Annotated in this window: 16 protein-coding genes; 12 read left to right on the top strand and 4 right to left on the bottom strand. The window is 65.2% G+C overall.

The window, feature by feature from the left end:
* The first annotated feature begins 16 nt into the window (after positions 1-16).
* The 6 genes from QCE64_RS09815 to QCE64_RS09790 all read left to right on the top strand — a co-directional run bounded on the left by QCE64_RS09815 (position 17) and on the right by QCE64_RS09790 (position 8,356).
* On the top strand, positions 17-1,171 hold the full coding sequence (locus QCE64_RS09815) for a polysaccharide biosynthesis/export family protein (protein ID WP_309919814.1): 1,155 nt from the start codon (positions 17-19) through the stop codon (positions 1,169-1,171).
* 72 nt (positions 1,172-1,243) lie between these two features.
* A complete protein-coding gene (locus tag QCE64_RS09810; RefSeq protein WP_309930774.1) occupies positions 1,244-3,472 on the top strand; it encodes a polysaccharide biosynthesis tyrosine autokinase in 2,229 nt (742 codons plus the stop codon).
* A 97-nt stretch (positions 3,473-3,569) separates the two neighbouring features.
* Positions 3,570-4,688: a GDP-mannose 4,6-dehydratase gene (gene gmd, locus QCE64_RS09805; RefSeq protein ID WP_310003620.1), complete on the top strand. Its 1,119-nt coding sequence runs from the start codon at positions 3,570-3,572 to the stop codon at positions 4,686-4,688.
* 4 nt (positions 4,689-4,692) lie between these two features.
* A complete protein-coding gene (locus tag QCE64_RS09800) occupies positions 4,693-5,649 on the top strand; it encodes a GDP-L-fucose synthase (RefSeq protein WP_310003618.1) in 957 nt (318 codons plus the stop codon).
* A gap of 53 nt (positions 5,650-5,702) precedes the next feature.
* On the top strand, positions 5,703-6,845 hold the full coding sequence (locus QCE64_RS09795) for a glycosyltransferase family 4 protein (protein WP_310003616.1): 1,143 nt from the start codon (positions 5,703-5,705) through the stop codon (positions 6,843-6,845).
* Positions 6,846-7,006: 161 nt separating this feature from the next.
* Positions 7,007-8,356, top strand: coding sequence for a glycosyltransferase WbuB (locus QCE64_RS09790; RefSeq protein ID WP_310003614.1), 1,350 nt, complete (start codon positions 7,007-7,009; stop codon positions 8,354-8,356).
* Positions 8,357-8,410: 54 nt separating this feature from the next.
* Here QCE64_RS09790 and QCE64_RS09785 read toward each other — a convergent pair whose 3' ends face one another.
* The gene (locus QCE64_RS09785; RefSeq protein ID WP_310003613.1) at positions 8,411-8,884 is read right to left on the bottom strand and encodes a hypothetical protein; all 474 of its coding nucleotides are present in this window, start codon (positions 8,882-8,884) and stop codon (positions 8,411-8,413) included.
* Positions 8,885-9,350: 466 nt separating this feature from the next.
* On the opposite strand from QCE64_RS09785, the gene QCE64_RS09780 reads away from it, so the two are divergent.
* The 3 genes from QCE64_RS09780 (at position 9,351) to QCE64_RS09770 (ending at position 12,658) form a co-directional block, all read left to right on the top strand.
* A complete protein-coding gene (locus QCE64_RS09780; RefSeq protein WP_309918064.1) occupies positions 9,351-9,980 on the top strand; it encodes a DapH/DapD/GlmU-related protein in 630 nt (209 codons plus the stop codon).
* A 388-nt stretch (positions 9,981-10,368) separates the two neighbouring features.
* Positions 10,369-12,114 carry a GMC family oxidoreductase gene (locus QCE64_RS09775; protein ID WP_310003610.1) on the top strand — a complete coding sequence of 582 codons (1,746 nt, stop codon included), beginning with the start codon at positions 10,369-10,371 and terminating at the stop codon, positions 12,112-12,114.
* A 115-nt stretch (positions 12,115-12,229) separates the two neighbouring features.
* Complete coding sequence (locus QCE64_RS09770; protein ID WP_404987314.1) at positions 12,230-12,658, top strand: hypothetical protein; 429 nt, start codon at positions 12,230-12,232, stop codon at positions 12,656-12,658.
* On the opposite strand, the gene QCE64_RS09765 is transcribed toward QCE64_RS09770, so the two are convergent.
* Together QCE64_RS09765 and QCE64_RS09760 are read right to left on the bottom strand one after the other, a co-directional pair.
* Entirely contained in the window at positions 12,628-13,836 is a 1,209-nt protein-coding gene (locus QCE64_RS09765) for a glycosyltransferase (protein WP_310003609.1), read from the bottom strand. The two genes, QCE64_RS09770 and QCE64_RS09765, sit on opposite strands and share 31 nt — an antisense overlap.
* A 36-nt stretch (positions 13,837-13,872) precedes the next feature.
* Complete coding sequence (locus QCE64_RS09760) at positions 13,873-15,354, bottom strand: hypothetical protein (RefSeq protein ID WP_310003607.1); 1,482 nt, start codon at positions 15,352-15,354, stop codon at positions 13,873-13,875.
* A gap of 381 nt (positions 15,355-15,735) precedes the next feature.
* Here QCE64_RS09760 and QCE64_RS09755 point away from each other — a divergent pair, with 381 nt between their 5' ends.
* On the top strand, positions 15,736-16,872 hold the full coding sequence (locus tag QCE64_RS09755) for an acyltransferase (RefSeq protein ID WP_310003605.1): 1,137 nt from the start codon (positions 15,736-15,738) through the stop codon (positions 16,870-16,872).
* Between the two features lie 1,225 nt (positions 16,873-18,097).
* On the opposite strand, the gene QCE64_RS09750 is transcribed toward QCE64_RS09755, so the two are convergent.
* On the bottom strand, positions 18,098-19,270 hold the full coding sequence (locus QCE64_RS09750; RefSeq protein WP_310003602.1) for a glycosyltransferase: 1,173 nt from the start codon (positions 19,268-19,270) through the stop codon (positions 18,098-18,100).
* Positions 19,271-19,705: 435 nt separating this feature from the next.
* Here QCE64_RS09750 and QCE64_RS09745 point away from each other — a divergent pair, with 435 nt between their 5' ends.
* On the top strand, positions 19,706-20,953 hold the full coding sequence (locus tag QCE64_RS09745; protein WP_309918046.1) for an oligosaccharide flippase family protein: 1,248 nt from the start codon (positions 19,706-19,708) through the stop codon (positions 20,951-20,953).
* Positions 20,954-22,030, top strand: a complete 1,077-nt coding sequence (locus tag QCE64_RS09740) for a glycosyltransferase (protein WP_310003600.1) — start codon at positions 20,954-20,956, stop codon at positions 22,028-22,030.
* Positions 22,031-22,223 lie beyond the last annotated feature (193 nt).

Below are 22,223 nucleotides of genomic sequence, written 5' to 3'. Positions count from 1 at the left end.
ACCGGGCACCACCTCCATGGCCGCCAATACCAACGTGTCGCGCATGTTCCGCCTCACGAGCCTGGCTGCGGCTGCTTCCTTCACCGTGCTGTTCGCGGGCTGCGGTCTGGCGCCGGGCATGCACTTCGAACAACCGGCGCAACTCGTCGAGACCTCGAACGACCAGGGCGATCCTGCATCCACGGTCAACATTCCGATCACGCCGATCGACCTCTCGCTCGTGCGCAAGATGAAGGCCGCGCAACCGGTCGTCACGGGCGATCCGAACGCCTCGCTGTACGGCAAGGCCGGCGCGTACAAGCTCGGCGTCGGCGACGTGCTGCAGATCACCGTGTGGGATCACCCGGAACTCGTCGCCGCGCTCGGCCAGCCGCCGCAGCAGACGCGTACCGCGGATGCCGCGCCGGGCTTCGTCGTCGATGCCGACGGCAACCTGCAGTTCCCGTACGTCAACCGTCCGCTGCATGTGGAAGGCAAGACCGAAGGCCAGGTGCAGCGCGAGCTCTATCAGGAGCTCTCGAAGGTATTCGTGAAGCCGCAGGTGACGGTGCGGGTTGCATCGTTCCGTGCGTCGCAGGTGTATATCGACGGCGATGTCCGCACGCCGGGCTCGCAGCAGATCAACGACATTCCGATGACGCTCACCGAGGCCATCGGCCGCGCGGGCGGCTTCGCGACGACGGCGGATCAAAGCCGCGTCACGCTGATCCGCGACGGCGTCACGTATCACATCAACATGGCGGGCATGACGTCGAAGGGCAAGAGCCCGTCGGACATCATGCTCAAGCCGGGCGATGCGCTGCGCATCGACTCGCGCGAAGACAACGGCGTCTATGTGATGGGCGAAGTGTCGAAGCCGGCCACCGTGATCCCGATGCGCAACGGCAAGCTGACGCTGTCGGATGCGGTGTCGCAGGCGGGCAGCTTCAACCCGGAGACGTCCGATCCGAAGCAGGTGTACGTGATCCGCAACGGCCAGACCGACCAGCCCGAGGTGTATCACCTCGACGCGCGTTCGCCGGTGTCGATGCTGCTCGCGAACGGCTTCGAGCTGCAGCCGCATGACGTGGTCTACGTGGACAACAACGGACTGGTTCGCTTCTCGCGTGTGCTGAACCTGCTCCTGCCTGCCATCAACGCCGGTCTGACGGCAGCCGTCCTGACGAAGTAAGGGTTGTGACCGGCGCGCAGGGGCGCGCCGGTGGTTTGTTTGTTCGTTTTCAAGAACTGAGCGAGCGAGACCATGGCGATGAACTTCGATTCACGATACTCCGACGTATCGACGGGCGACGAATTGCGGCTTTCCGACTATCTGGCGGCCGTACTCGGCAACTGGAAGCTCGTGACAATCGTGATGCTCGCCGTGGTCGCACTGGGCACAGCGTACGCGTTCATCGCGACGCCGACCTACAAGGCGGACGCGCTCATCCAGGTCGAGGAAACGAACCCGAACAACAACCCGAACGCGAACGCCAATGCCGTGCAGGCCGTGTCGCAGATGTTCGACGGCAAGGCCACCACGGCCGCGCAGATCGAACTGCTGCGTTCGCGCCTCGTGGTGGACGACGCGGTGCGCCGCCTGCATCTCGACATCAGCGCGGTGCCGCATGGCTTCCCGGTGCTGGGCGGACTGCTCGGCAGCGCGTTCTCGATGTTCAACATGGCGGTGCCCTCGGGTTATCTGTCGCGCTTCGCATGGGGCGGCGAGCAGATCGAGGTGCCGCTCTTCGATACGCCGAAGGATCTCTACGACAAGAAGTTCACGCTGGTCGCGGGCGAGAACGGCAGCTATGTGCTGAACGATCCGGACGGGGTCGCCATTCTCACGGGCCGCGTGGGCCAGGAAGCAACCGGCGTGACGCAGCAGGGGCCGGTCAAGCTCAAGGTGGACAAGCTCGTCGGCAACCCGGGCGTGCAGTTCGAGTTGCAGCGCTTCTCGACGCTCACCACCATCGACAGCCTGCAGAAGCGCCTGACGGTCGCGGAAACGGCATTGCAGTCGGGAATCATCGGACTCAGCCTGGAAGGCAGCAACCCGAAGGAAGTCGCGCAGATCGTCAACAACATCGCGAACCGCTATGTCGCGCAGGATTCGGAGAAGCGCTCGGCCGAAGCGGAGCACACGCTCGCGTTCCTCGACCAGCAGTTGCCGATCCTCAAGAAGCAGCTCGACGAATCCGAGCAGAAATACAACTCGTTCCGCAACAAGCAGGGCACGGTGGATCTTTCGGAAGAGAGCCGCCTGCTGCTCCAGCAGATCGTCGACAACAAGACCAAGCTCTCGGACCTGCAACAGCAGCGCGCCGAACTGTCGCTGCGCTTCACCGCGAACCATCCTTCGGTGCAGGCGCTCGACGCACAGATTGCCTCGCTGACCGGCGCGCAGTCGCGCATGGCCAAGAACGTGTCGACGCTGCCCGATACCGAGCAGACCGCGCTGCGCTATCTGCGCGACGTGCGCGTCAATACCGAGCTCTACACCAATCTCCTGAACAGCGCGCAGCAGCTGCGCATCGCCAAGGCGGGGCAGATCGGCAACGTGCGCGTCGTCGATTTCGCGCAGACGCCGGACGATCCGGTGCGCCCGAAGCGCGTGCTCGTGATCCTGATCTCGGCGGGCGTGGGCCTCGTGCTCGGCATCCTGCTCGCGTTCGTGCGCAAGTCGCTGTATGGCGGCGTCGAGCGGCCGGAGGAGATCGAGAAGCAACTGGGCGTGCGCGTCTTCGCGATCGTGCCGCGCAGCACCCAGCAACTGCGCCTGCAACGCAAGGTCGGCATGCGCCGCGAGGGGCTGCACGTGCTCGCGGCGCAGGCGCCGGAAGATGCGGCCGTGGAAGGCATTCGCGGCCTGCGCACGTCGCTGCAGCTGCAACTCGCCGATGCGCGCAACAACGTCGTCATGCTGACCGGCTCGCGGCCGGAGGCGGGCAAGTCGTTCCTTTCCGTGAACCTCGCGACCCTGGTGGCCTCGACCCGCAAGCGCGTGCTGCTGATCGACGGCGACATGCGCCGCGGCGACATCCACTCGCACTTCGGCGTGCGTCACTCGCCGGGCCTCTCCGACGTGCTGATGGGCGCGGACGTGGCGAGCGCGATCCTCACCGACGTCCTGCCGGGCGTCGACCTCATCACCAAGGGCTCGCTGCCCTCGCATCCGTCGGAGCTGCTCGCGAGCGACCGGCTGGGCGAGGTGCTCGGTGAACTGAAGCAGCGCTACGACCTCGTGATCATCGACACGCCGCCCGTGCTGGCTGTCACCGACGCGACCGTCATCGGCAAGCACGCGGGCACGAGCCTGCTCGTCGTGCGGCATGGCAAGAACCAGGTGCAGGAGATCGGCGAGACGATGAAGCGCCTGCACCACGGCGGCGTGAACATGAAGGGCGTGCTGCTGACCGACGTGCCGCAGTCGAAAATGTTGATGGGAAGTACATACGCCGGGTATTACGGCTACGAAAGCATCGCGGAGTGACCAGCGCAAAACAATAGCTCGGTAGAAGTGCCCGGTACAACAATGTCGGCGCGTCCCCGCGCGCCGCATCTTGAGACCGAAGATGGAGAGGTTACGCATGGACCGCAAAGTCGCGTTGATCACGGGCATCACTGGGCAAGACGGGTCGTATCTTGCCGAACTGCTGCTCAGCAAGGGGTACGAAGTGCACGGCATCAAACGCCGGAGTTCGCTCTTCAACACCGACCGCATCGACCATCTGTACCGCGATCCGCACGAAGCGGACCAGCGCCTGTTCCTGCATCACGGAGACCTGACGGATTCGACGAGCCTCGTGCGCATCATCCAGCGCGTGATGCCGGATGAGATCTACAACCTCGCCGCGCAGAGCCATGTGGCGGTGTCGTTCGAGGAACCCGAGTACACCGCGAACGCCGACGGCCTCGGCGCGCTGCGCATTCTCGAGGCGATACGCATTCTCGGCCTCGAGAAAAAAACGCGGTTCTATCAAGCTTCGACATCCGAACTATACGGGCTGGTCCAGGAAATCCCGCAGCGCGAGACCACGCCGTTCTATCCGCGCAGCCCGTATGCGGTCGCCAAGCTGTATGCCTACTGGATCACGGTGAACTACCGCGAGGCCTACGGCATGTACGCGTGCAACGGGATTCTCTTCAACCACGAGTCGCCGGTGCGCGGGGAAACCTTCGTTACGCGCAAGATCACGCGCGCGATCGCCCGCATCGGCGTGGGCCTGCAGGACGACGTCTATCTCGGCAACCTCTCCGCGCTGCGCGACTGGGGCCATGCGCGCGATTACGTCGAGATGCAGTGGATGATGCTCCAGCAGGACAAGCCTGAGGATTTCGTCATCGCCACCGGGGTGCAGTACAGCGTGCGCGAATTCGTCCAGCAGGCGGCCGCCGAACTCGGCGTGCACGTGCGCTTCGAGGGCGAGGGCGTGAACGAGGTGGGCATCGTGGATCACGTCGAGAGCCGCGAAACCAAGCTCGCGCCGGGCCAGGTGATCGTGCGGGTGGATCCGCGCTACTTCCGGCCGACCGAAGTCGAAACCCTGCTCGGCGATCCCTCCAAGGCGCACGCCCGGCTCGGCTGGCGGCCCGCCACTCCGTTCGCGGCGCTCGTCAAGGAGATGGTGCGCGCCGATTTTCAAATTGCCCGGCGCGACGCGCTCGTCACGCTCGCCGGTTTCAAGGCCCTCGAACATCACGAGTAAGCGCATGGACAAGCACGCACGAATCTTCGTGGCAGGACATCGCGGCATGGTCGGCTCGGCGCTCGTGCGCCGCCTCACGGACGCCGGCTACCGGAACATCGTCACCCGCACGAAGGCGCATCTCGACCTGACCGACCAGGGCGGCGTGAACCTGTTCTTCGAGGAAGAGAAGATCGACGTGGTGCTGCTCGCGGCGGCGCGCGTGGGCGGCATTCTCGCGAATTCGACGCTGCCCGCCTCGTTCATCTACGAGAACCTGGCGATCGAAACCAACGTGATCCATGCGGCGTGCCGCTGGAACGTGTCGAAGCTGATCTTCTTCGGGTCGTCGTGCATCTATCCGAAGGACTGTCCGCAGCCTATCCGCGAGGAATACCTGCTGCAGTCCGCGCTGGAGCCGACCAACGAGGCCTACGCGATCGCGAAGATTGCCGGTCTCAAGATGTGCGAGGCCTACAACCGCCAGTACGGCACGAAGTTCGTCTCGCTGATGCCGACCAACCTCTACGGGCCGAACGACAACTACGACCTGAAGAGCAGTCACGTGCTGCCCGCGCTGCTGCGCAAGGCACATGAAGCCCGCCTGCGTGGCGACACGACGCTGCCCGTGTGGGGTTCGGGCACGCCGCGCCGCGAGTTCCTGCATGTCGACGACCTCGCCGCCGCCGCCGTCTTCCTGATGGAACAGGACGTGGGCGAAGGCGTGTTCAACGTGGGCGTGGGCACGGATCTCACCATCCGCGAGCTGGCGGAGACGATCTGCCGCGTGGTGGGCTTCCACGGCGACCTGGTGTTCGATCCGACCAGGCCCGACGGCACGCCGCGCAAACTGCTCGATGTCTCGAAGCTGGGCGGCATGGGATGGCAGGCGTCGATCGGACTGGAGGAGGGAATCCGCGCGACGTATGAGGAGTTCCTGGTGCGCTACGCATCGATGCAGCAGACGCCGGTTGCCGCGTGAGCGGTTGCGCGACGGCATCGCTTACGACAAAAACGACACAGGGTAGAACAACAATGTCTGCATCAGTGACCATCTTTCACAACGTCGTGTGGTCGCGGCACAAGGGCGAGGTGCTGTCGGCGCTGCACCACATCTCCGGGTCCGGCGCGATCCGCTATTCGATGGTGCAGATCGCGGACACGGAACACGACCGCATCGGCTTCTCGGAAGTGGACTATTCGTTTCACCGCTACCCGATGAAGAAGCTCTTCAACGGCTGTTATGAAGACGTGCCGAGATGGCGCATGACGATGCGCCTCACGTGGGAAGTGCTCCGGACCAAGGCGGATCTCGTGGTTTTGCCGGGCTACCATCGTCCCGAATACTGGGCGATGCTGGGAGCCTGCATCGTGACGGGCAAGCGTCGCGCGGTGTTCTGCGATTCGACCGCGCGCGACAACCCGCGCCGCATGCTCACCTCGATTCCGAAGCGCGTGTTCTTCACGCTGTGCGACGGCTACTTCGCGTTCGGCATGCGCAGCCGCGAGTATCTGATGTCGCTCGGCGCGAAGCAGGACGCGATCTTCAGTCCGTGTCAGGCGGCCGCCATGCCGCGCGCGTTCTCGCCGGGCACCGTCGTGTCCGACCGGCGCGCGCACCGGCAAGGCGGCCGGCCGGTGTTTCTCTTCGTCGGACGGCTCTCGGCGGAGAAAGGAATAAACACGCTCGTCGAAGCGTTCAGGATGCTGAAGGAGCGTGTGCCGGATGCGGAGTTGCGCATCGTCGGCACGGGACCGCTCGGCAATCAGTTGAAACAGCAAGTCGCCGATGCCGGTCTGCAAGACTCCGTGCAGTTCCTGGGCAGTCTGCAGGACGAGCCGCTCTCGCGCGAGTATTTCGGCGCCACCTGCATGGTGCTGCCGAGCGTGCGCGAGCCGTGGGGTCTCGTGACGAACGAGGCGCTGGCCCATGGTTGTCCGGTCCTCGTCAGCGAGAGTTGCGGCTGTGTGCCCGAACTCGTCGTCGACGGCGTGTCCGGCTATGCCTTTCCCGCCGGCGATGTGCCGGCGCTGCATCGCGTGATGCTGAAGTCGCTGGAGGCGTTCGCGGATACGGCGGGTGTCGCCGTGCGCTGCACCGACGTGATCCAGCGCTTCGATCCGCCGTCCGCGGCGGCCAACATCGCGCGCGGCTGCGCGCTGCTGCTGACGAACTGAGCAAGACTGGAGCGGAGGAACCCGAAGGACGCTTAAGGAGGGACCACAGGCTGTCACCAACGCCGTCGGGCACGCGGTCCTGCGTACCCGGCGGCCTGCGCTTTGCCGGGCGGCGAGGACACGCCCGCGCATCCAGGCGCGCATGTCGGGCGAGGGACCACATGAGAATACTTATCTACGGGCTGAACTATGCGCCCGAGTTGACGGGTACCGGCAAGTACACGGCGGAAATGGCGGAGGCGCTGGCCTGCGCGGGCCACCGGGTACGCGTCGTCTGCGCGCCGCCGTATTACCCGGAGTGGAAGGTGGGGCAGGGCTACCGGAGCTGGCTGCATCGCTTCGAAACGCGCGAGGGCGTGCGGCTGTGGCGCGCGCCGCTGTGGGTGCCGGCCAAGCCCAGCGGCGCGAAGCGCATGCTGCATCTGGCTTCGTTCGCGTGTTCGTCGCTGCCCGCGCTGGCCTGTCATGCGCTGTGGCGGCCCCATGTCGTGATGACGATCGCGCCGAGCCTGCTCAACGCGCCCGGCGCGCTGATGCTGTCGCGCATGACGGGCGCGCGCGCGTGGCTGCATATCCAGGACTTCGAGGTCGATGCCGCCTTCGACCTCGGCATGCTCAGGAACCCGCGCGCCGGGCGCCTGGCGCTCGCGTTCGAACGCTGGCTGATGAAGCGCTTCGACGTGGTGTCGTCGATCTCCGACAAGATGGTCGATCGCGCGGTGAACAAGGGCGTCGCGCTGTCACGCGTGTTCCATCTGCCGAACTGGGTGGACACCGCCGCGATCTTTCCGCTCGATCGTCCGAGCGCCTTCCGTCGGGAACTCGGCATCGGCGAGCATACGCCGGTCGTGCTCTATTCCGGCAACATGGGTGCGAAGCAGGGTCTCGAAGTGCTGGCGGAGGCGGCCGCCGCGCTGGCCGGCCGCACGGAAATCGTCTTCGTGTTCTGCGGCAACGGCGCGACGCGGCTGCAATTGCAGAAGCGCTGCGCCGGCTTGCCGAACACGCGCTTTCTCAGTCTCCAGCCGCTCGAGCGTCTCAACGAACTGCTCAATCTCGCCGACATCCACGTGCTGCCGCAACGCGGCGACGTCGCCGATCTCGTGATGCCGTCGAAGCTCACCGGCATGTTCGCGAGCGCGCGCGCCGTGATCGCGATGGCGCATCCGGGCACCGAATTGTTCGAAGCCGTCAGCGGGCGCGGCGAGGTGATCGAGCCGGAGAATGCGCAGGCGCTGATCGGCGCGATCGAACGGCTCGTCGCCGATCCGGAACAGCGCGCGCGTCACGGCGAGGAAGGCCGTCTGTTCGCGCAGGAACGGCTCGCACCGGCGGCGGTGTTCGCGCGGCTCGAAGAGCGTCTGTTCGAGTTGTCGGGCTCGCGTCTGCCGAATGCGGCAGAAGTGCGCGAGGCAGTGTCCCAGACCCGGCCCGTCGACAGCCCTGAAGTCACGCTCGCGCGCATGACGGAACGCGCGCCGATCCTGCCGCAGGTCGAGAAGATCGAATAGCGTCTGCCTCGGCGCGGTTCGTCATGAACCGCGCCCGTAACGCGGACCTTCAAATCAATAAGGCGACTTGTAGATGTCCCGCGCGCGCGCCGCATTGGCGGCGGGCGGCCTGAGGCCGTTGGGCGTCGGATAGAGCGCCGCCGCCGCGCCTTGCGGCATCATCGTGGCCTTCGTGTCGGGCTTGCGTCCGGTCGCACGCAGGCGCGCACCCGCGCCCGCATTGCCGGCATAACCGTTCTGTTGCGCGAGCAGCTTGTCCGTCGGAGAGACGCCTTGCGCGGTCTGCCCGTTGGTGATCGGGCCGCGCTGTCCGCCGCGCCCGTTGGTCGGCGCGCCATACGGGTCCGCATACGCGCCCGGGCTGCCGAGCAGGTCCATTTCCGCCGGCGCGGCGCCGCCGGCTTCGCCCTTGCTGATCGCCGCATCCGAGAAGTTGCCCGCGTGCGCGATGGCCGTCGCCATGCATGCAGCGGCCGCGAGAGCGGTCATGAACAGCGAGCGCAGCGCCGTGCGCGGTTGATGTTTCATCGGATTCTCCGGGCCTGTTGCAACGTTTCGCCATGCTTCGCAACGAGGCATCGCGCATCGTTTCGGGGAGCGCCGGACCGCCTGCGGAAACGCTTGTCCGGCGCATGAAAACAGCATATTGCGCGGCACCGCCCGCTAACGCCAAAAGCCTTGCTGAAGCGGCCATTCGCATGAAGGCGCGGGTGACGCCGCGCGCCCTTCGCTGATAATCCATGCACCACACGCCGCATGCCGCCGCTGCGAAGGCGTCCGTTCCCCGCGAATGGGTGAACGACAGAACGCTCTTCAGCGCGGATCATGCGGGCAAGACAAGCAGACGCCGGAAGACTTCGTGCACGTCATCGCGCGCAGGTCTTCGACGGCAGACGAAGCTGCGAACGACGAACGATTCAAACGATATGCGTGGCGCGCCGCAAGGCGCCCTTGGGCCAGAAGCAGCGAGCAGCAGCACACGGGCGGGGGGCATATGGACGAAGCGATCGGGGAGCGTTGCGCCGGCCACGCCGAGGAGGCCGGCGCACGCGCGACGCGTGGCGCCAAGGCGTCGGGCCGCGTGATCGACCTGTCACGGGCCGGTCCCGGCAACTTCGTCGCCAGGCGTGGCTTCCTGACCGAGCTCGTATGGTTCTTCGTCGAAGCCTGTTTCATCAACAACAAACTCATTCCCGTGTCGTTCGTGCGCGTGGCGCTGCTGCGCGCGTTCGGCGCACGCATCGGCCGCGGCTGCCGCATGCCGCATCCCATTCGCGTCAAGGCGCCGTGGAACCTCGAGGTCGGCGCTCACTGCTGGTTCGGCGTCGATGCCTGGATCTACAACCAGGCCGGGATTCGCATCGGCAATCATGTCTGCATCTCGCAGGGCGTCTTCCTGACGACGGGCTCGCATGACGTGGCCGGCAACATGGACCTGCAAGTCGCACCGATCGTGATCGAGGACGGCGTCTGGATCACATCCAAATGCGTGGTGCAGATGGGCGTCACCATCGGACGGTCGGCGGTCGTCACGCCGCTCTCGGTCGTGCATCGCTCGCTCGAAGCGGACGGCGTGTACGGCGGCAATCCCGTGCGTTTCATCAGAAAGCGTTTTCCCGTTTGAACCGATGCGCCACGCGCAGGGCGTCCCTGCTCGTGGCGTGTGCCGTTGCAACGTTGCACCTGACGTTGTAGACGGCGAGACAGGCAACGCGCCGGCGCGACGGCCCAAGAGCTCCACGAAGGAGCCGCCCCGAGCACCGGGATTTGTGGACCGACTTGCGAAGGAGGCCGTGAAGCCGAAGCGGTATTCCCGGGGGAACGCGGCTGCGCGACAGGCGCGCGCTGCGAACACGCGAAAGGAACACCGTCGGGATCGTTCGTATCGCCCGCGTGCACGGTGCGCACGGCGGGCGCGATACGGCGTCAGGGATCTTGGATCAGAGAAGCGCGGTGACCAATCGAGCATTGCGTGACACCGCTCTACAGCACGGAACGAGGGAGCACGGGGCATGTTCATCGACAGCCGGAGTGTGGAAGAAGGCGCAGTCATAGAGACCACGGTGTGCATCATCGGCGCGGGGGTGGCGGGCATTACGCTGGCGCTGGAACTCGAAAAGCAGGGCATCGACGCCTGCATGCTGGAAAGCGGCGGCTACAAGCCGGACGACGACACCCGCGACCTGTATCGCGGCGAGAACGTCGGCGTGCCGTATGAATTCGCCGACGGCTGCCGCAGCCGCTATCTCGGCGGCAGCAGCAATTGCTGGGGCGGCTGGTGCCGTCCGCTCGACCCATGGGACTTCGAGAAGCGCGACTGGGTGACCGACAGCGGCTGGCCGTTCGGTATCGACGAACTGCGGCCGTACTACGCCCGCACGCATCAGTTGCTGCAACTGGGCGAGGGCAACTTCGAGCCGGCGTACTGGGAAGCGGCGATTCATCGCGACGACGTCAGGCGCCACCCTTTCCCGAGCGGCGCCGTGCGCGACACGATCTCGCAGTTCAGCCCGCCGGTGCGCTTCGGCAAGGTGTATCGGCAGCATCTGCTGGACGCGAAGCACGTGCGCGTGATGCTGTTCGCGAACGCGCTCAATATCGACACCGACGCCGACGCGCGTTCGGTCACGAAAATCGATGTCGGCACGCTGACGGGCCGGCGCTTCGCGGTGCGCGCGAAGGTCTTCGTGCTGGCGACGGGCGGCATCGAGAATGCGCGCCTGTTGCTGGCCTCGAACCGGGTGCAGGCGGCGGGCCTCGGCAACGCCCATGACCTGGTGGGCCGCTATTTCATGGATCATCCGCGCATCATGTCGGCGAACGTGCACTTCACGAAGCAGTGGGCGCGCAACAAGCTCTACGACATCAAATATCACTATCAGAACCGCGCGGTATCGGCGCACGGCACCTTCATCTCGTCGCAGTTCGCGCTCACGCAGCAGGTGCTCGAAAAGGAGCAACTGCTGAATGCGCGCGCCTGGTTCTATTCGGTGTTCCGCGGCGAGAACACGAAGGGATCGGAGGCGCTGATCCGCATGAAGCAGCGGCTGTTGAAGAAAGACGAACCCGGCTACAGCACGGCCGCGGACCTGCTCGCGATGGCGACCCATCCCGTCGATACCGCGTGCTTCGGTCTCGCCCGCCTGTTGCAGCCGCGTCCGCTGATCACCGAGGTGAAGATCCAGACGATCGTCGAAGCCGAGCCCAATCGCGACAGCCGCGTGACGCTGTCGGCCCAGAAGGACTTCCTTGGCATGAACCGCGTGAAGGTGGACTGGCGCGTGACCGAGCTCGTGAAGCGCACCTTCGACCGCACGGTGGCGCATATCGCGGCGGATCTGAAGCGCGGCGGCGTGGCCGACGTGACGCTCGACGAGCCGCTCGAAGGCAAGCCCTGGCCCGCGCAGCTGGAAGGCACGTGGCATCACATGGGCACGACGCGCATGCATGATTCGGAGAAGCAGGGCGTGGTGGATCGCAACCTGAAGATCCACGGCATGAGCAATTTGTATGTGGCGGGCAGCTCGGTCTTTCCGACGGTCGGGGCGAATTTCCCGACCATCACGATCGCGGCGCTGACCCTGCGGCTCGCGGGTCATCTCGGGCGCGTCATCAAAGGCGACGACAGCGTCAGCGCGCCTGTCACGCCGTCCGGCATGCCGGCCAGGAGTGACGCGCCGGGCGAGACGCTGCCCATGGCGGCGTCGGCGCTGCATATGCCCGGGGTCGCGTTGCCCTTGCAGATGGCGAAGAAGTAGCGCGGGCGGGAAACGGCGTGGGGCGGGCGGGCATCGCTATAATCGCCGTCCGACCTGGTTTTTTGGTGTCCCGCTCGTGAAAAAGCCCGCCTTACTTGCACTCGCACTCGTTTCGATGTCTCTCGCCGCCTGCTCGTCCGTCGAGAAGGAGCAAAGCAAGGAGCGCCTGTTCATGCTCTCCCAGCAATCGCTCGACGACGCCCAGCGCAACGCCACCGTCGCCTGCCGCGATGCCGCGCAATGCGACGCCGTGTGGGCGCTGACCAAGACCTACGTCGAGCAGAATTCGAAGGAGCGGCTGACCCGCGCCGATGCCGACGCGATCGAGACCGACGTGCCGTCCGGCTCGGGCAAGCCGGTGTTCTCGGCGACGCGCGTGGCCGCGGCCGGCGGCGGCGCGACGGTGTCGCTGTTTGCGCAATGCAAGGGCATGTATGAAGACGAGCGCGCACGCGGCTCCGACTTCGACGACTGCGCGAAGAAAATCCTCTCGGTGCAGAACGGTTTCGTGCCTTATCTCAAGGCGCGCTTGCCGGCGAACTGATCGCGCGAGAAGGCGCCGCCTTGCAGGTCGGCGTTCTCGCGCAAGACCCGCAGCAGATCCTGCGACATCGCTTCCACATGAAAGCGTGTCGTGAAGGTGTCGAGCGCCTGCTTGCGCATCGCGTCGCGCGCGGCGGGGTCCATTGCCAGCCAGGCTGACAGCCCTGAGCTCGCGCCTTCGACGGTATCCGCCGTCACGATGCCCGCGCCATCGGACTGTACCTCGCGCCAGATGTTGACCTTGTCGGAGATCAGCACCGGCAGGCCCGAACCAAGCGCCTCCGCCACCGCAATGCCGAAGTTTTCCTGATGCGAGGTCAGCGCGAAGAGGTCGCTCGTGCGGAAGGCGCCCCATTTCAGATCGCCGGCCAGCATGCCGGTCCAGGTCATTCGCTCTGCGATACCCAGTTCGCCAGCCAGTGCGCGCATCTGCGCGGCGTAGGCGTTGTCGTCGGGGCCTGCCATGACGAGGTGGGCGTTCGCATCGATGTCGCGCACGCGCGCGAAAGCCTTCAGCAGCACGTCGCACGCTTTCTTTTCGTGGATGCGGCCGAGGAACAGGATGATGCGCCGGCCCGCCAGTTGCGGAAACTTCGCGAGGAAGGCCTCGCGCAAGGCCGCCGAATCCGCGGGTGGCGGCCGCGTACCGAATGCCACCACTTCCTCGTTCGCGCGATACAGCCGGAAGGATTCGCGCGCGAGCAGCCGCTCCTCCTCGGTCGTGAACAATACCCGGCGCGCATCGCGCAGCACGCGATACTCGGCCCAGGGCCAGTAAAGGCATTTCTTCAGATGCTTGAGCGGATAGGTCCGCTTGAACCAAGGGTCGAGCATGCCGTGCGGAAACACGTAGTACGGCACGCCGCCGCCGTGCAAGGCCTTCCATGCGCCGAAACTGTGGTACTGCCACAGCCCGTTGACGATCACCGCGTCGAAGCGCGGCGCGTGTTCCTTCAGCCAGGGCACCAGCGCCGGACACAGGCCGTAGAAGCCGCGCGATGGTCCGAGCGCGTGCAGTGGCAAGCCGAATCCCGCCACATGGGGCGCATCGGGCGCATCCAGCGATGCCGCTTCGACCTCGTGGCCCAACGCGCGCAGGCTGAGGCCGCTTTGCAGCACGCCTTCGGTGGGGCCGCCGGCGCGTGGATCGACGGTGGAGAGCAGGTGCAGGATCTTCATGACGGGCGGGCGGGTCCGTGAGCGAGCGCAGCGACTTCAGGCGTTGGGCGCGAACGAACCGGCGCCGGACGGCGGCTCGTGGCGTCCGGCGCCGTGCGGCAGGCCTGGCGCGGCGGCGCTGTGCGCCGGCAGGATTTCCGGCAACGGTTCGTCGTGCGGGCGCAGGTCGGGCGGCATGGCGCCGGGCATGCCGTCCTGTCGCCGGCGTGCGCGTGCCTGCTGCGAGGCGGTTTCGGCGGCGCGCATGCGCATGGCGTGAGCGATGCGCGCATAGGACGCGACCAGCAGCCCGAGCGCCACGCCGAACACGACGCCCGAGAAGCGGTTGCCGAGCGGATTGCCGCCGATCGACGTGGCGGGCAGCGCCGCGACGACCAGCAGCGCGCGGCCGAGCACGGGCAGATAGAGCGTTTCGGGCGCGCGATGACGCCACGAGCGATAGGCCATCGAGCCTTTCCAGAGCGCCCAGAGCAGCGCGATGGGCAGCGCGAGCCCGAACAGCAGGCCGCCCGCGAAGAACTGGTAGACCCAGAAATTGTGGCCTGCGGACCATTCCTTGATCGCGTAGAAATCCTTCTTGGTGAACTGGCCGGCGAGGTCGGGCAGGTAAGTGGGCGAATAGCGATAGTCGTGACCGTAGCCCATGCCGACGAGCGTGCCGAGCGTCGAGGCGGTGGTCTGATCGAGCTGGTCCTTCATTTCGGCGAGCCGCGTGATGGTGGTCGGATCGCGGCCGGACTCGGTGTCCTTCTTGAACGACATGCGCTGGACCCAGTGTTCGCCGACGCCGGGGAAGAACGTGCTGGCCGCGACGGCGAGCGCGCCGAGCAGGGCCATCAAGGCGACGGCGCGCAGGCCGGCGCGCACCAGCTTCTTGAACGAGGGCGCGGCGAGCCAGGTGGCGAAGGCGAACAGCAGCACGGTGCCGACGACGAGACTGCGCGTCACGCTGAGCAACTCGATGACGATGGTCGCGAGGAACAGCAGCACGGTGAAGCGGGTATAGCGCTTGACCACGACGAACTCGTGCAGCAGCAGCCCCTGCAGACAGAGGAAGGTGACCGAGACGATGCGAAAGCGCACGCTTTCGAGATTGCCGCCGGTGGCCATGCCGAAGCCGAAGCTGAAGACGAGGGAGGCGATCATCGACCAGTACATGGCGTGTTCGAGCTGACCGAGGCGCTTCGGGTCCCATGGCCGGCAGGCGACGAAATAGCCGAGCAGCATTTGCCCGAACGGCAGGATCACGCGCATGTAGTTGCCGGAGTCGTTGCCCTGCATGGCCTGGGTGGCGATGCTGCCGAGTATCGTGATGAGGAACAGCGATGTAACCAGCGTGCGCAGGCGCGAGCGCTGTGCGAAACGCGGCGCGATGAGCAGCAGGAAGCAGCCCGCGAGAATCGAGGGCACGGTGAGCAGGATCTGGATGGCTTTGCTGGCCGTTTCGGCGCCCTTGAAATCGAACGCGAGCGGAAGCAGGAACAGCCAGACCCAGACGACGGCGAACTTGTTGCGCATGGCGTTCTCTCGAGAATCGCAGCACTCTTTCGAGTCTTCAACGCGGTGTCGATGCCGTGCCGGGCCGATGCGCCCGGCGAATGCGTCGTTTCCGGCGTGCCGGAAAGGTGAACCGACTATACAGCGGGCCATGCGGCGTGCCGCCGGCGGCGGCGTCCAGCGACTAGCGTTCGGCGCGAAAGGACGGATGCGCATGTGCGCCGCACCACGCTGGCGTCGCGTGCCCTGGCGGCGCGGGCCGATGTCCGCAAACGGCGTGATTCTGGCGGATCGTCCCGGATTGGCGGAACGAAGATTGATAAGCCGGAGCCGGTTTGCGGCGGCGCGGTTGCACGCGCGCGATTCGATGACGATAAACGACCTTCGCAGACGGGGTAGAGCATGGGCTTGTTCGGCGCGACACGCATGCAGGGACCCAGCCGGTCGATCGAACTGGATTTCATCCGGGGGCTCGCGATCATCGCTGTGATGGGGTATCACTTTCATTCGTATCCGACGGGCAGCGCGTTCATTGCGGCGATCGAGTATCCGCTGAAGAACTTCGGTCACGAGGGCGTCAATCTGTTCTTCACGTTGTCGGGGTTTCTGGTGGGCGGGCTGTTGCTCAAGCAGTATGCGCAGCAGGGGCGCATCGACGCGGGGCGCTTCATTGTGCGGCGGATCTTCAAGATCTGGCCGGCGTATTACGTGCTGATCCTGTTCCATGTGATTGTCGGGCGGCATCCGGCGAATACCTTTCTCGTGCAGAACCTCACGCATATGCAGAACTACTTCGGGTCGTCGATTGCGCAGACCTGGAGTCTTGCGGTCGAGGAGCATTTTTATCTGTTCCTGCCGGTGTTGTTGATCGTGCTTGCGCGCTGGCGTACGCGGGTGGATGCGTTGCTTGGCGTGCTCGGGACCTTGTGTCTCGTTGTGCTCGTTGCGCGCAGTGTCGCGGTGTATCGCGGGGATCTGCAGGGGACGTTTTTTTATACGCAGAACCGTATCGACAGCCTGTTGTTCGGGGTGATGCTCGCGGCGCTTTACTGGATGAAGCCGGCGGTGTATCAGGCGATTGCGCGGCGCAAGCGGATGTTGATCGCGATGGTCGTGGGGGTCGTGCTCTGGCTCGTGCTCGGGACGCGCGATGTCGCGCTGGATCAGAGTATCGGGTACACGGTTCAGGCTGTCGGGTTCTGCGCGTTGATTGTGCTGACGCTCGAATATTCTGGTTCCTGGCGGATGTCGAAGGTGTATCGGGTGATCGGGTGGATCGGCGTTTATTCGTATGGCATCTATCTGTGGCACTCGCTTGCACTCGCACCCGGGGATATGCTGATTCGCAAGGCCGCGGCGTTGCATCTGCCAGCTGTTCCGGCCTGGTTCGCCATCATGGGGGCGCAGTTTGCTATCGCCATCGTGGTCGGGTATGTGACGACGCGGGCCGTCGAGTTTCCCTTTCTTCGCATCAGGGATGCGTGGTTTCCCGCTCGCAGGAAGGTTGAGGTTGATCTTGTGGGGGGGAGGCAGGCTTGATCGGTTTTCATTGCGGTGCGCTTGGTTGTTGTTCGCCTGCGCTTCTATGGGCTTCCTGTATTCGCGTCGGTCTATTGGCATTGCCGCTCCCCGGGGCGGGATTCTGCGCTCTCGTCCTTTACGTGAGTCTTTTGTGTTCGCCAGCGCTTCCATGGACTTCCCGCTTTCGCGTCGGTCTATTGGCACTGCCCCTCCCCGGGGCGGGGGTAACTTTCTTTGCTGCTGCAAAGAAAGTCACCAAAGAAAGCAGCTTTTTTTCTCGCCCAGCGTCATCTAGCGGCACGACACAGAACCATGTTTCTGGCCCGGCAGTAGAGAGTGCCCTCATAGGCCTAACCGGGCGTGGATCGCGGACCCACTGGGACAAACTGCCGTTCAACGAACTGGTGCAGCACCTGAAAGTTCCGGCCCAGCGCTACGCGCTGCCGAAGGGTATGCAAGGGACACCAACTAGTGGTTTGCGCGGTGAGATAGATGGCCCGATGAGCGTGCACGCGTGAACCCGGTGTATCGATCGGCGTGCGTAGATTCAGGACATGGGTAACAGGTGTGTCAGGACATAGGTAACACAGCAAGTTTGTGTCGCTCTCCGCTCAGATGCGCGAGGCTGCTAATCCACTCATGATCGACTCGGGACGAGTCATTGGTCCGAAGGTTACCCATGTCCTGACACACGTGTTACATGTCTCGATTCCTGCGCGCTGCTGTCCGGTCAAAAAGGTCCGCGCGTAACTTGTTATCCGGCAAATCCATCTCACCGCGCAAATCGCTCGTTGGTTTCCCGTGTACACCCTTCGGCAGCGCGTAGCGCTGGGCCGGCGCTTTCAATGGCTGTACCAGTTTGTTCAGTGGTGCGATGTCACAGTGGGTCCGCGATCCACGCCCGGTCAGGTCTACAAGGGCACTCGCTAGTGCTGGGCCAGAAACATGATTCTGTGCTGCGCCCATAGGATGACGCTGGGCGGTAAGAAAGCTGCTTTCTTTGGTGACTTTCTTTGCAGCGGCAAAGAAAGTTACCCCCGCCCCGGGGAGGGGCAGTGCTGATACACCGACGCGAATGCGGGAAGTCCATCGAAGCGCAGGCGAACACAAAAGACACACACGAAGGACCAGCGCGCAGAATCCCGCCCCGGGGAGGGGCAGCGCGAACAGACCGACGCGAAAACGGGAAGTTCATCGAAGCGCAAGCGAACAACGAACGACAACAAGCGCAAGCAGAAAACCTTCAAACCGCCTGCCTCAAAGTCTCCTTAAACTGCGCAAGTGTGTTGCGCTCCAACAGATGCCCGGCCACCTGCGGCCGGCCCCTCGTCGCGAGGACATCATCGAGTGCCCGGTTGATCGACGCAACCGCCAGATCCTCGACCACGGGTCCAAGCTCCCCGGTCCGGCAGAACCATCCAATCAGTCCATCCGCCGTCGCCACGACCGGCTTCCCGAAGCGATATGCCTGCACCAGCACGCCGCTCATCCCGTAATGCCCCTTGTACCCCAGCCACACCACATCGCAAGCCGAAAACAGATCAAGTTCCTCCTCGCTCGAAATGAAGCGGTCGAACACCACCGGCGCCGGTGTCAGCGCCGCCAGCGCCGCACTCAGCCGGGCGCGCGTCTCCACATCCTGCGACCCCGCAATCACCAGCGTCGGCCCATGCGATCCACTCGCCCGCCGCCCCAACGCCTCGATCAACTCGAACACGCCCTTGCGATCGTTGATCGCCCCGTACACCAGCACATGCGTGCCGTCCGACAGCCCCAGCCGCGCACGGGCGGCAGCCGGATCGGCGGCGCGCGCATCCGGAAAGGGATCAGCCAGATAGCCGATGCTCGCGCCTGCCGCATGCGACCGGCGCTTCCACCAGTCCGGCAAGGTCGGGTCGATCGTCAGCAAGGTCTTCATGCCGCCCGCCCGGATCGCGCGTGCGAACAGCGTCCCCTTGACCGCATTGACCAAAGGCCGGCGCGGCGCACGCACGCCCACACGGTGATGATGAAAGTTCGAGCGCATCGTGATGCCCACCCACGGCGTCGCGCCAAACGGCGATCCCAGGAACGGCAGCGCAAGCAGGAAGTAATCGACATAAGGCACGACGACCAGCGCCGCCCGCCGCTCACGGCTCGCTTCGTCGTACATGTGCCGGAACTGCCGGTGCATCCGGACATAACCCAGCTTCGAGGCCAGCGCGCCGCTTCGCGCAGGTGGCGCGACGAACACGATGTCGAGACCGGACGGTGCCGCCTCGCGAATCCTGCGCGCCAGCGGATGGTCTTCGTTGCACGGGTCCGTCACGATCGCACAACGGAATCCCGCTTCCATGTACGCGTTCGCCGCCCATTCGGCATAACGCCAGCGGTGGCCGCTGAAGTCGGGTTCGATGATGAAGACGCTTTCGGTCATCGCAGGGGCCCTTGCGGTCTCTGTGCACGTGGGTCACGCGTGAAGCGGACAGGACAACGCCGCCGACCTCCGTCGATTGCGCCGACGAATCAACACTAGCACCGGCCGCACGTCATCGGACGCCATATGTGAGCGTTTATCCGCGTGCCCTCTGCGTGCCGTCCGCATGCCCCGAGCGGCGTCCAAAACACCCTTCGCAACCGCGACGCGCCCGCAATCCGCATTGCTACCCATTTCGGGCCGATTTCGACTACGCGTTGGCGTCCGTCGCGGCACGGCGCACGATACGTTTGCCACAGTCGCCTGAAAAGAAGCGTGGCCGCGCTCGCATCGCCGTCCGGACAAGGCAATGCAACGGCTCGCAAGGTGGTCCGCACGCGATACCGACATATCGCGGCGCCACGAATTGAAATCTCAGCTGCGCGGGGAATTCGAGTGAGATCGGTCCGGCTTCCTTTTCTTCCGGCACGCGCGCGTTTCGAGCACGATGCGGCGTTCTGGGTGCTGCTCCAGCAAGTCGTCGTGCGCGGGTTCGTGGCCATCAAGTTTCTCGCCATCGGCCGGATCCTCGGGCCGGAAGCCATCGGCGCCGTCAGCATCGCGCTGCTCGCCGTCGCCATCGCCGAATCGCTCTCCGATACGGGTCTCGCCCAGGCCGTCGTGCAAGGACGCGACGCGCCCACCCACAGCGAACTCGGCGCCGTCTGGACCACCCTCGCCATGCGCGGCCTGGCGATCGGCCTGCTGCTCGCCGCCCTCGCACCGTTCATGAGCAGTCAGTTTCATCTGAGCGGTTCCGTCGGACTGATCCTGCTCGCCGCCGTGCTGCCGCTGCTGCGCGGCATCGCCTCTCCGGCGTATTTCGTCGTCACCCGCCAGCGCGGCTTCCAGAAGCTGGCGGGCGTCGAAACCTCGGCCGCGTTCACCGACTGCGCCATCGGCCTCGTATGCGCGCTGTCCGGCGCGGGCGCGTATTCCGTGCTGATCGGGCTGGTCGCCGGCGAACTGCTCAAGACCGCGCTCACCTGGACCAGCATGTCGCCGCGCCCGCCGCTGCGCTTCTCCTTCGCGGGAATCGGCCATTACGTGAATTTCAGCCGCTGGATCTGGGCGGGCAGCGTGGTCAACCTGCTGCTCAACCAGTTCGACAAGGTGGTCGTCGCCAAGCTGCTCGGCCCGGTCCAGCTGGGCGCGTACCAGATGTCCTCGAAACTCGCGCAGATGCTGCTCGCCGATGCCGCCATCGCGATGTCGCAATACCTGTTTCCCACCTTCTCCGAACATCACCGGCGCGACGTGCAGGCCGCGCGCAAGCTGTTCCGCCGCTATCTGCTGCTCGCGGCGCTCGGGCTGGCGCTGTTCGTCATCGTGCTGCGCTGGGCCGCCGAGCCGCTCTTCAACTTCGTGCTCGGCCCGGCGTGGCTGTCCGCCGTGCCGCTCTTCAGGATCTTCGCCATCAACATGGCGATCGGCGCGATCATCGCCGTGCTGGTGTCGTGGCTGCGGGCAGCCGGGCTGCCGAAGGTCGCGACGCATGCATCGATTCTGCAGGCCATCGTGCTGTGCGTGACCGTGCCGGTCGCGACGCATCTGTGGGGCGTGACGGGCATTGCCTGGGCCATGACGCTGGGGCTCGGCGCGGCCGCGAGCTGGATGCTGTTCCGAATCATGCGGGAGGCGTGAATGCGCATAGTCCACCTCGTGCTGACGCCGCGCCTGTCGGGTGCCGAAGTCCTGGCGAAAGATCTCGCGATTCATCAGCAGAAGGGGGGCGAAACCGTCGCGGTCGCTTCGCTGATGCCAGCGCACGAGGATTTCATGGCGCTCAGGGCGGAACTCGTTGCCGGCGGGGTGCAATGTCTGTTTCCGGAGCGCAGGCACGGCCGCTTCGGCAAGCTGTGGAACCTGTACCGCACCATCCGCAACTATCGCGCCGACGTGCTGTTCGCCCACGCGACCATTCCCGCGTTCTATGCGCGCGCGCTGCCGCTCGCGGTGCCGGTCGTGTATGTGATGCATTCGGCCGCCAACGACTTCGAGCGCTCGATGTTCCGCAGCGTCGAACGCCTGCTGTCGCACCGGGCGCGTGCGGTGATCGCGGTGTCGCCGAACAACATCGACGATTACGTCGGCGCGGTGGGCCGCCATCCGTCGATGACGCTGATCCCGAATGGCGTCGACATGTCGCGCTTCGGCATGCGCACGCGCACCCAGGCGCCGGAGACGGCGCAAATCGTGCAGATCGGGCGCTATACGTCGGTCAAGAACCAGCTCTCGACGGTGCATGCGTTCCGCCAGGTCGTCGAACGGGTGCCCGCCGCGCGGCTGCTGCTGTGCGGCGTGATTGAGGATCCGGCCTATCACGCGGCAGTGGGCGATCTGATCGACAAGCTCGGGCTGGCGGACCGCGTCAGCCTGCAAGGGCCGCGCACGGATGTCGCCGACCTGCTGTTTTCTTCCAGCGTGTTTGCGATGCCGTCGCGCTCGGAAGGGCACAGCATCGCGTTTCTCGAGGCGCTCGCCTCGGGACTGCCGGTGGTGGCCAGCACCATCCGGCCGTTCGGTTTCGCCGCCGATCTGCCCGGCGTGCATCTGTGCGATCCCGACGATACCCAGGCCTACGCCGATGCCCTCGTGCGCGCACTGGCCGAACCGCGTTCGCATCGGCCGCTGCCGGGGCTCACGCTCGCGGATACGGCAGCGCGTTATCTTGCCGTCGCACGCGAGGTCACGCGGCCGCTGCGCGCGGCGGCGGTCTGATTCCTTGTTGCCTTTCGGCTTCTAACGCGGTTTCCTTTCTGCCCTTTCGTCGGGGTTTATCGATGCCCTCGACGCGCGCCACTTCCTTTTCTTCTTCATGACGCCAGCCATTCGGACTAGGTGCGTAGAGACGCGCAAAAGCCGATGATAGACTGCATCGCCATATCGCCAAGGATGGCGAAGTATCTGTTTT

Origin of the sequence: Caballeronia sp. LZ043 (assembly GCF_031451075.1) — a bacterium.
In the GTDB taxonomy this organism is placed as follows: Bacteria; Pseudomonadota; Gammaproteobacteria; order Burkholderiales; family Burkholderiaceae; genus Caballeronia.
The sequence above is the reverse complement of the archived record's forward strand: the minus strand, read 5'-3'. Positions and strand labels throughout refer to the sequence as shown.

Bases quoted from the DNA above. Each gene is read 5' to 3' on its own strand.
- QCE64_RS09815 (WP_309919814.1), top strand. From the start codon at position 17: ATGGCCGCCAATACCAACGTGTCGCGCATGTTCCGCCTCACGAGCCTG.
- QCE64_RS09810 (WP_309930774.1), top strand. From the start codon at position 1,244: ATGGCGATGAACTTCGATTCACGATACTCCGACGTATCGACGGGCGAC.
- gmd (WP_310003620.1), top strand. From the start codon at position 3,570: ATGGACCGCAAAGTCGCGTTGATCACGGGCATCACTGGGCAAGACGGG.
- QCE64_RS09800 (WP_310003618.1), top strand. From the start codon at position 4,693: ATGGACAAGCACGCACGAATCTTCGTGGCAGGACATCGCGGCATGGTC.
- QCE64_RS09795 (WP_310003616.1), top strand. From the start codon at position 5,703: ATGTCTGCATCAGTGACCATCTTTCACAACGTCGTGTGGTCGCGGCAC.
- QCE64_RS09790 (WP_310003614.1), top strand. From the start codon at position 7,007: ATGAGAATACTTATCTACGGGCTGAACTATGCGCCCGAGTTGACGGGT.
- QCE64_RS09785 (WP_310003613.1), bottom strand. From the start codon at position 8,884: ATGAAACATCAACCGCGCACGGCGCTGCGCTCGCTGTTCATGACCGCT.
- QCE64_RS09780 (WP_309918064.1), top strand. From the start codon at position 9,351: ATGGACGAAGCGATCGGGGAGCGTTGCGCCGGCCACGCCGAGGAGGCC.
- QCE64_RS09775 (WP_310003610.1), top strand. From the start codon at position 10,369: ATGTTCATCGACAGCCGGAGTGTGGAAGAAGGCGCAGTCATAGAGACC.
- QCE64_RS09770 (WP_404987314.1), top strand. From the start codon at position 12,230: ATGTCTCTCGCCGCCTGCTCGTCCGTCGAGAAGGAGCAAAGCAAGGAG.
- QCE64_RS09765 (WP_310003609.1), bottom strand. From the start codon at position 13,836: ATGAAGATCCTGCACCTGCTCTCCACCGTCGATCCACGCGCCGGCGGC.
- QCE64_RS09760 (WP_310003607.1), bottom strand. From the start codon at position 15,354: ATGCGCAACAAGTTCGCCGTCGTCTGGGTCTGGCTGTTCCTGCTTCCG.
- QCE64_RS09755 (WP_310003605.1), top strand. From the start codon at position 15,736: ATGGGCTTGTTCGGCGCGACACGCATGCAGGGACCCAGCCGGTCGATC.
- QCE64_RS09750 (WP_310003602.1), bottom strand. From the start codon at position 19,270: ATGACCGAAAGCGTCTTCATCATCGAACCCGACTTCAGCGGCCACCGC.
- QCE64_RS09740 (WP_310003600.1), top strand. From the start codon at position 20,954: ATGCGCATAGTCCACCTCGTGCTGACGCCGCGCCTGTCGGGTGCCGAA.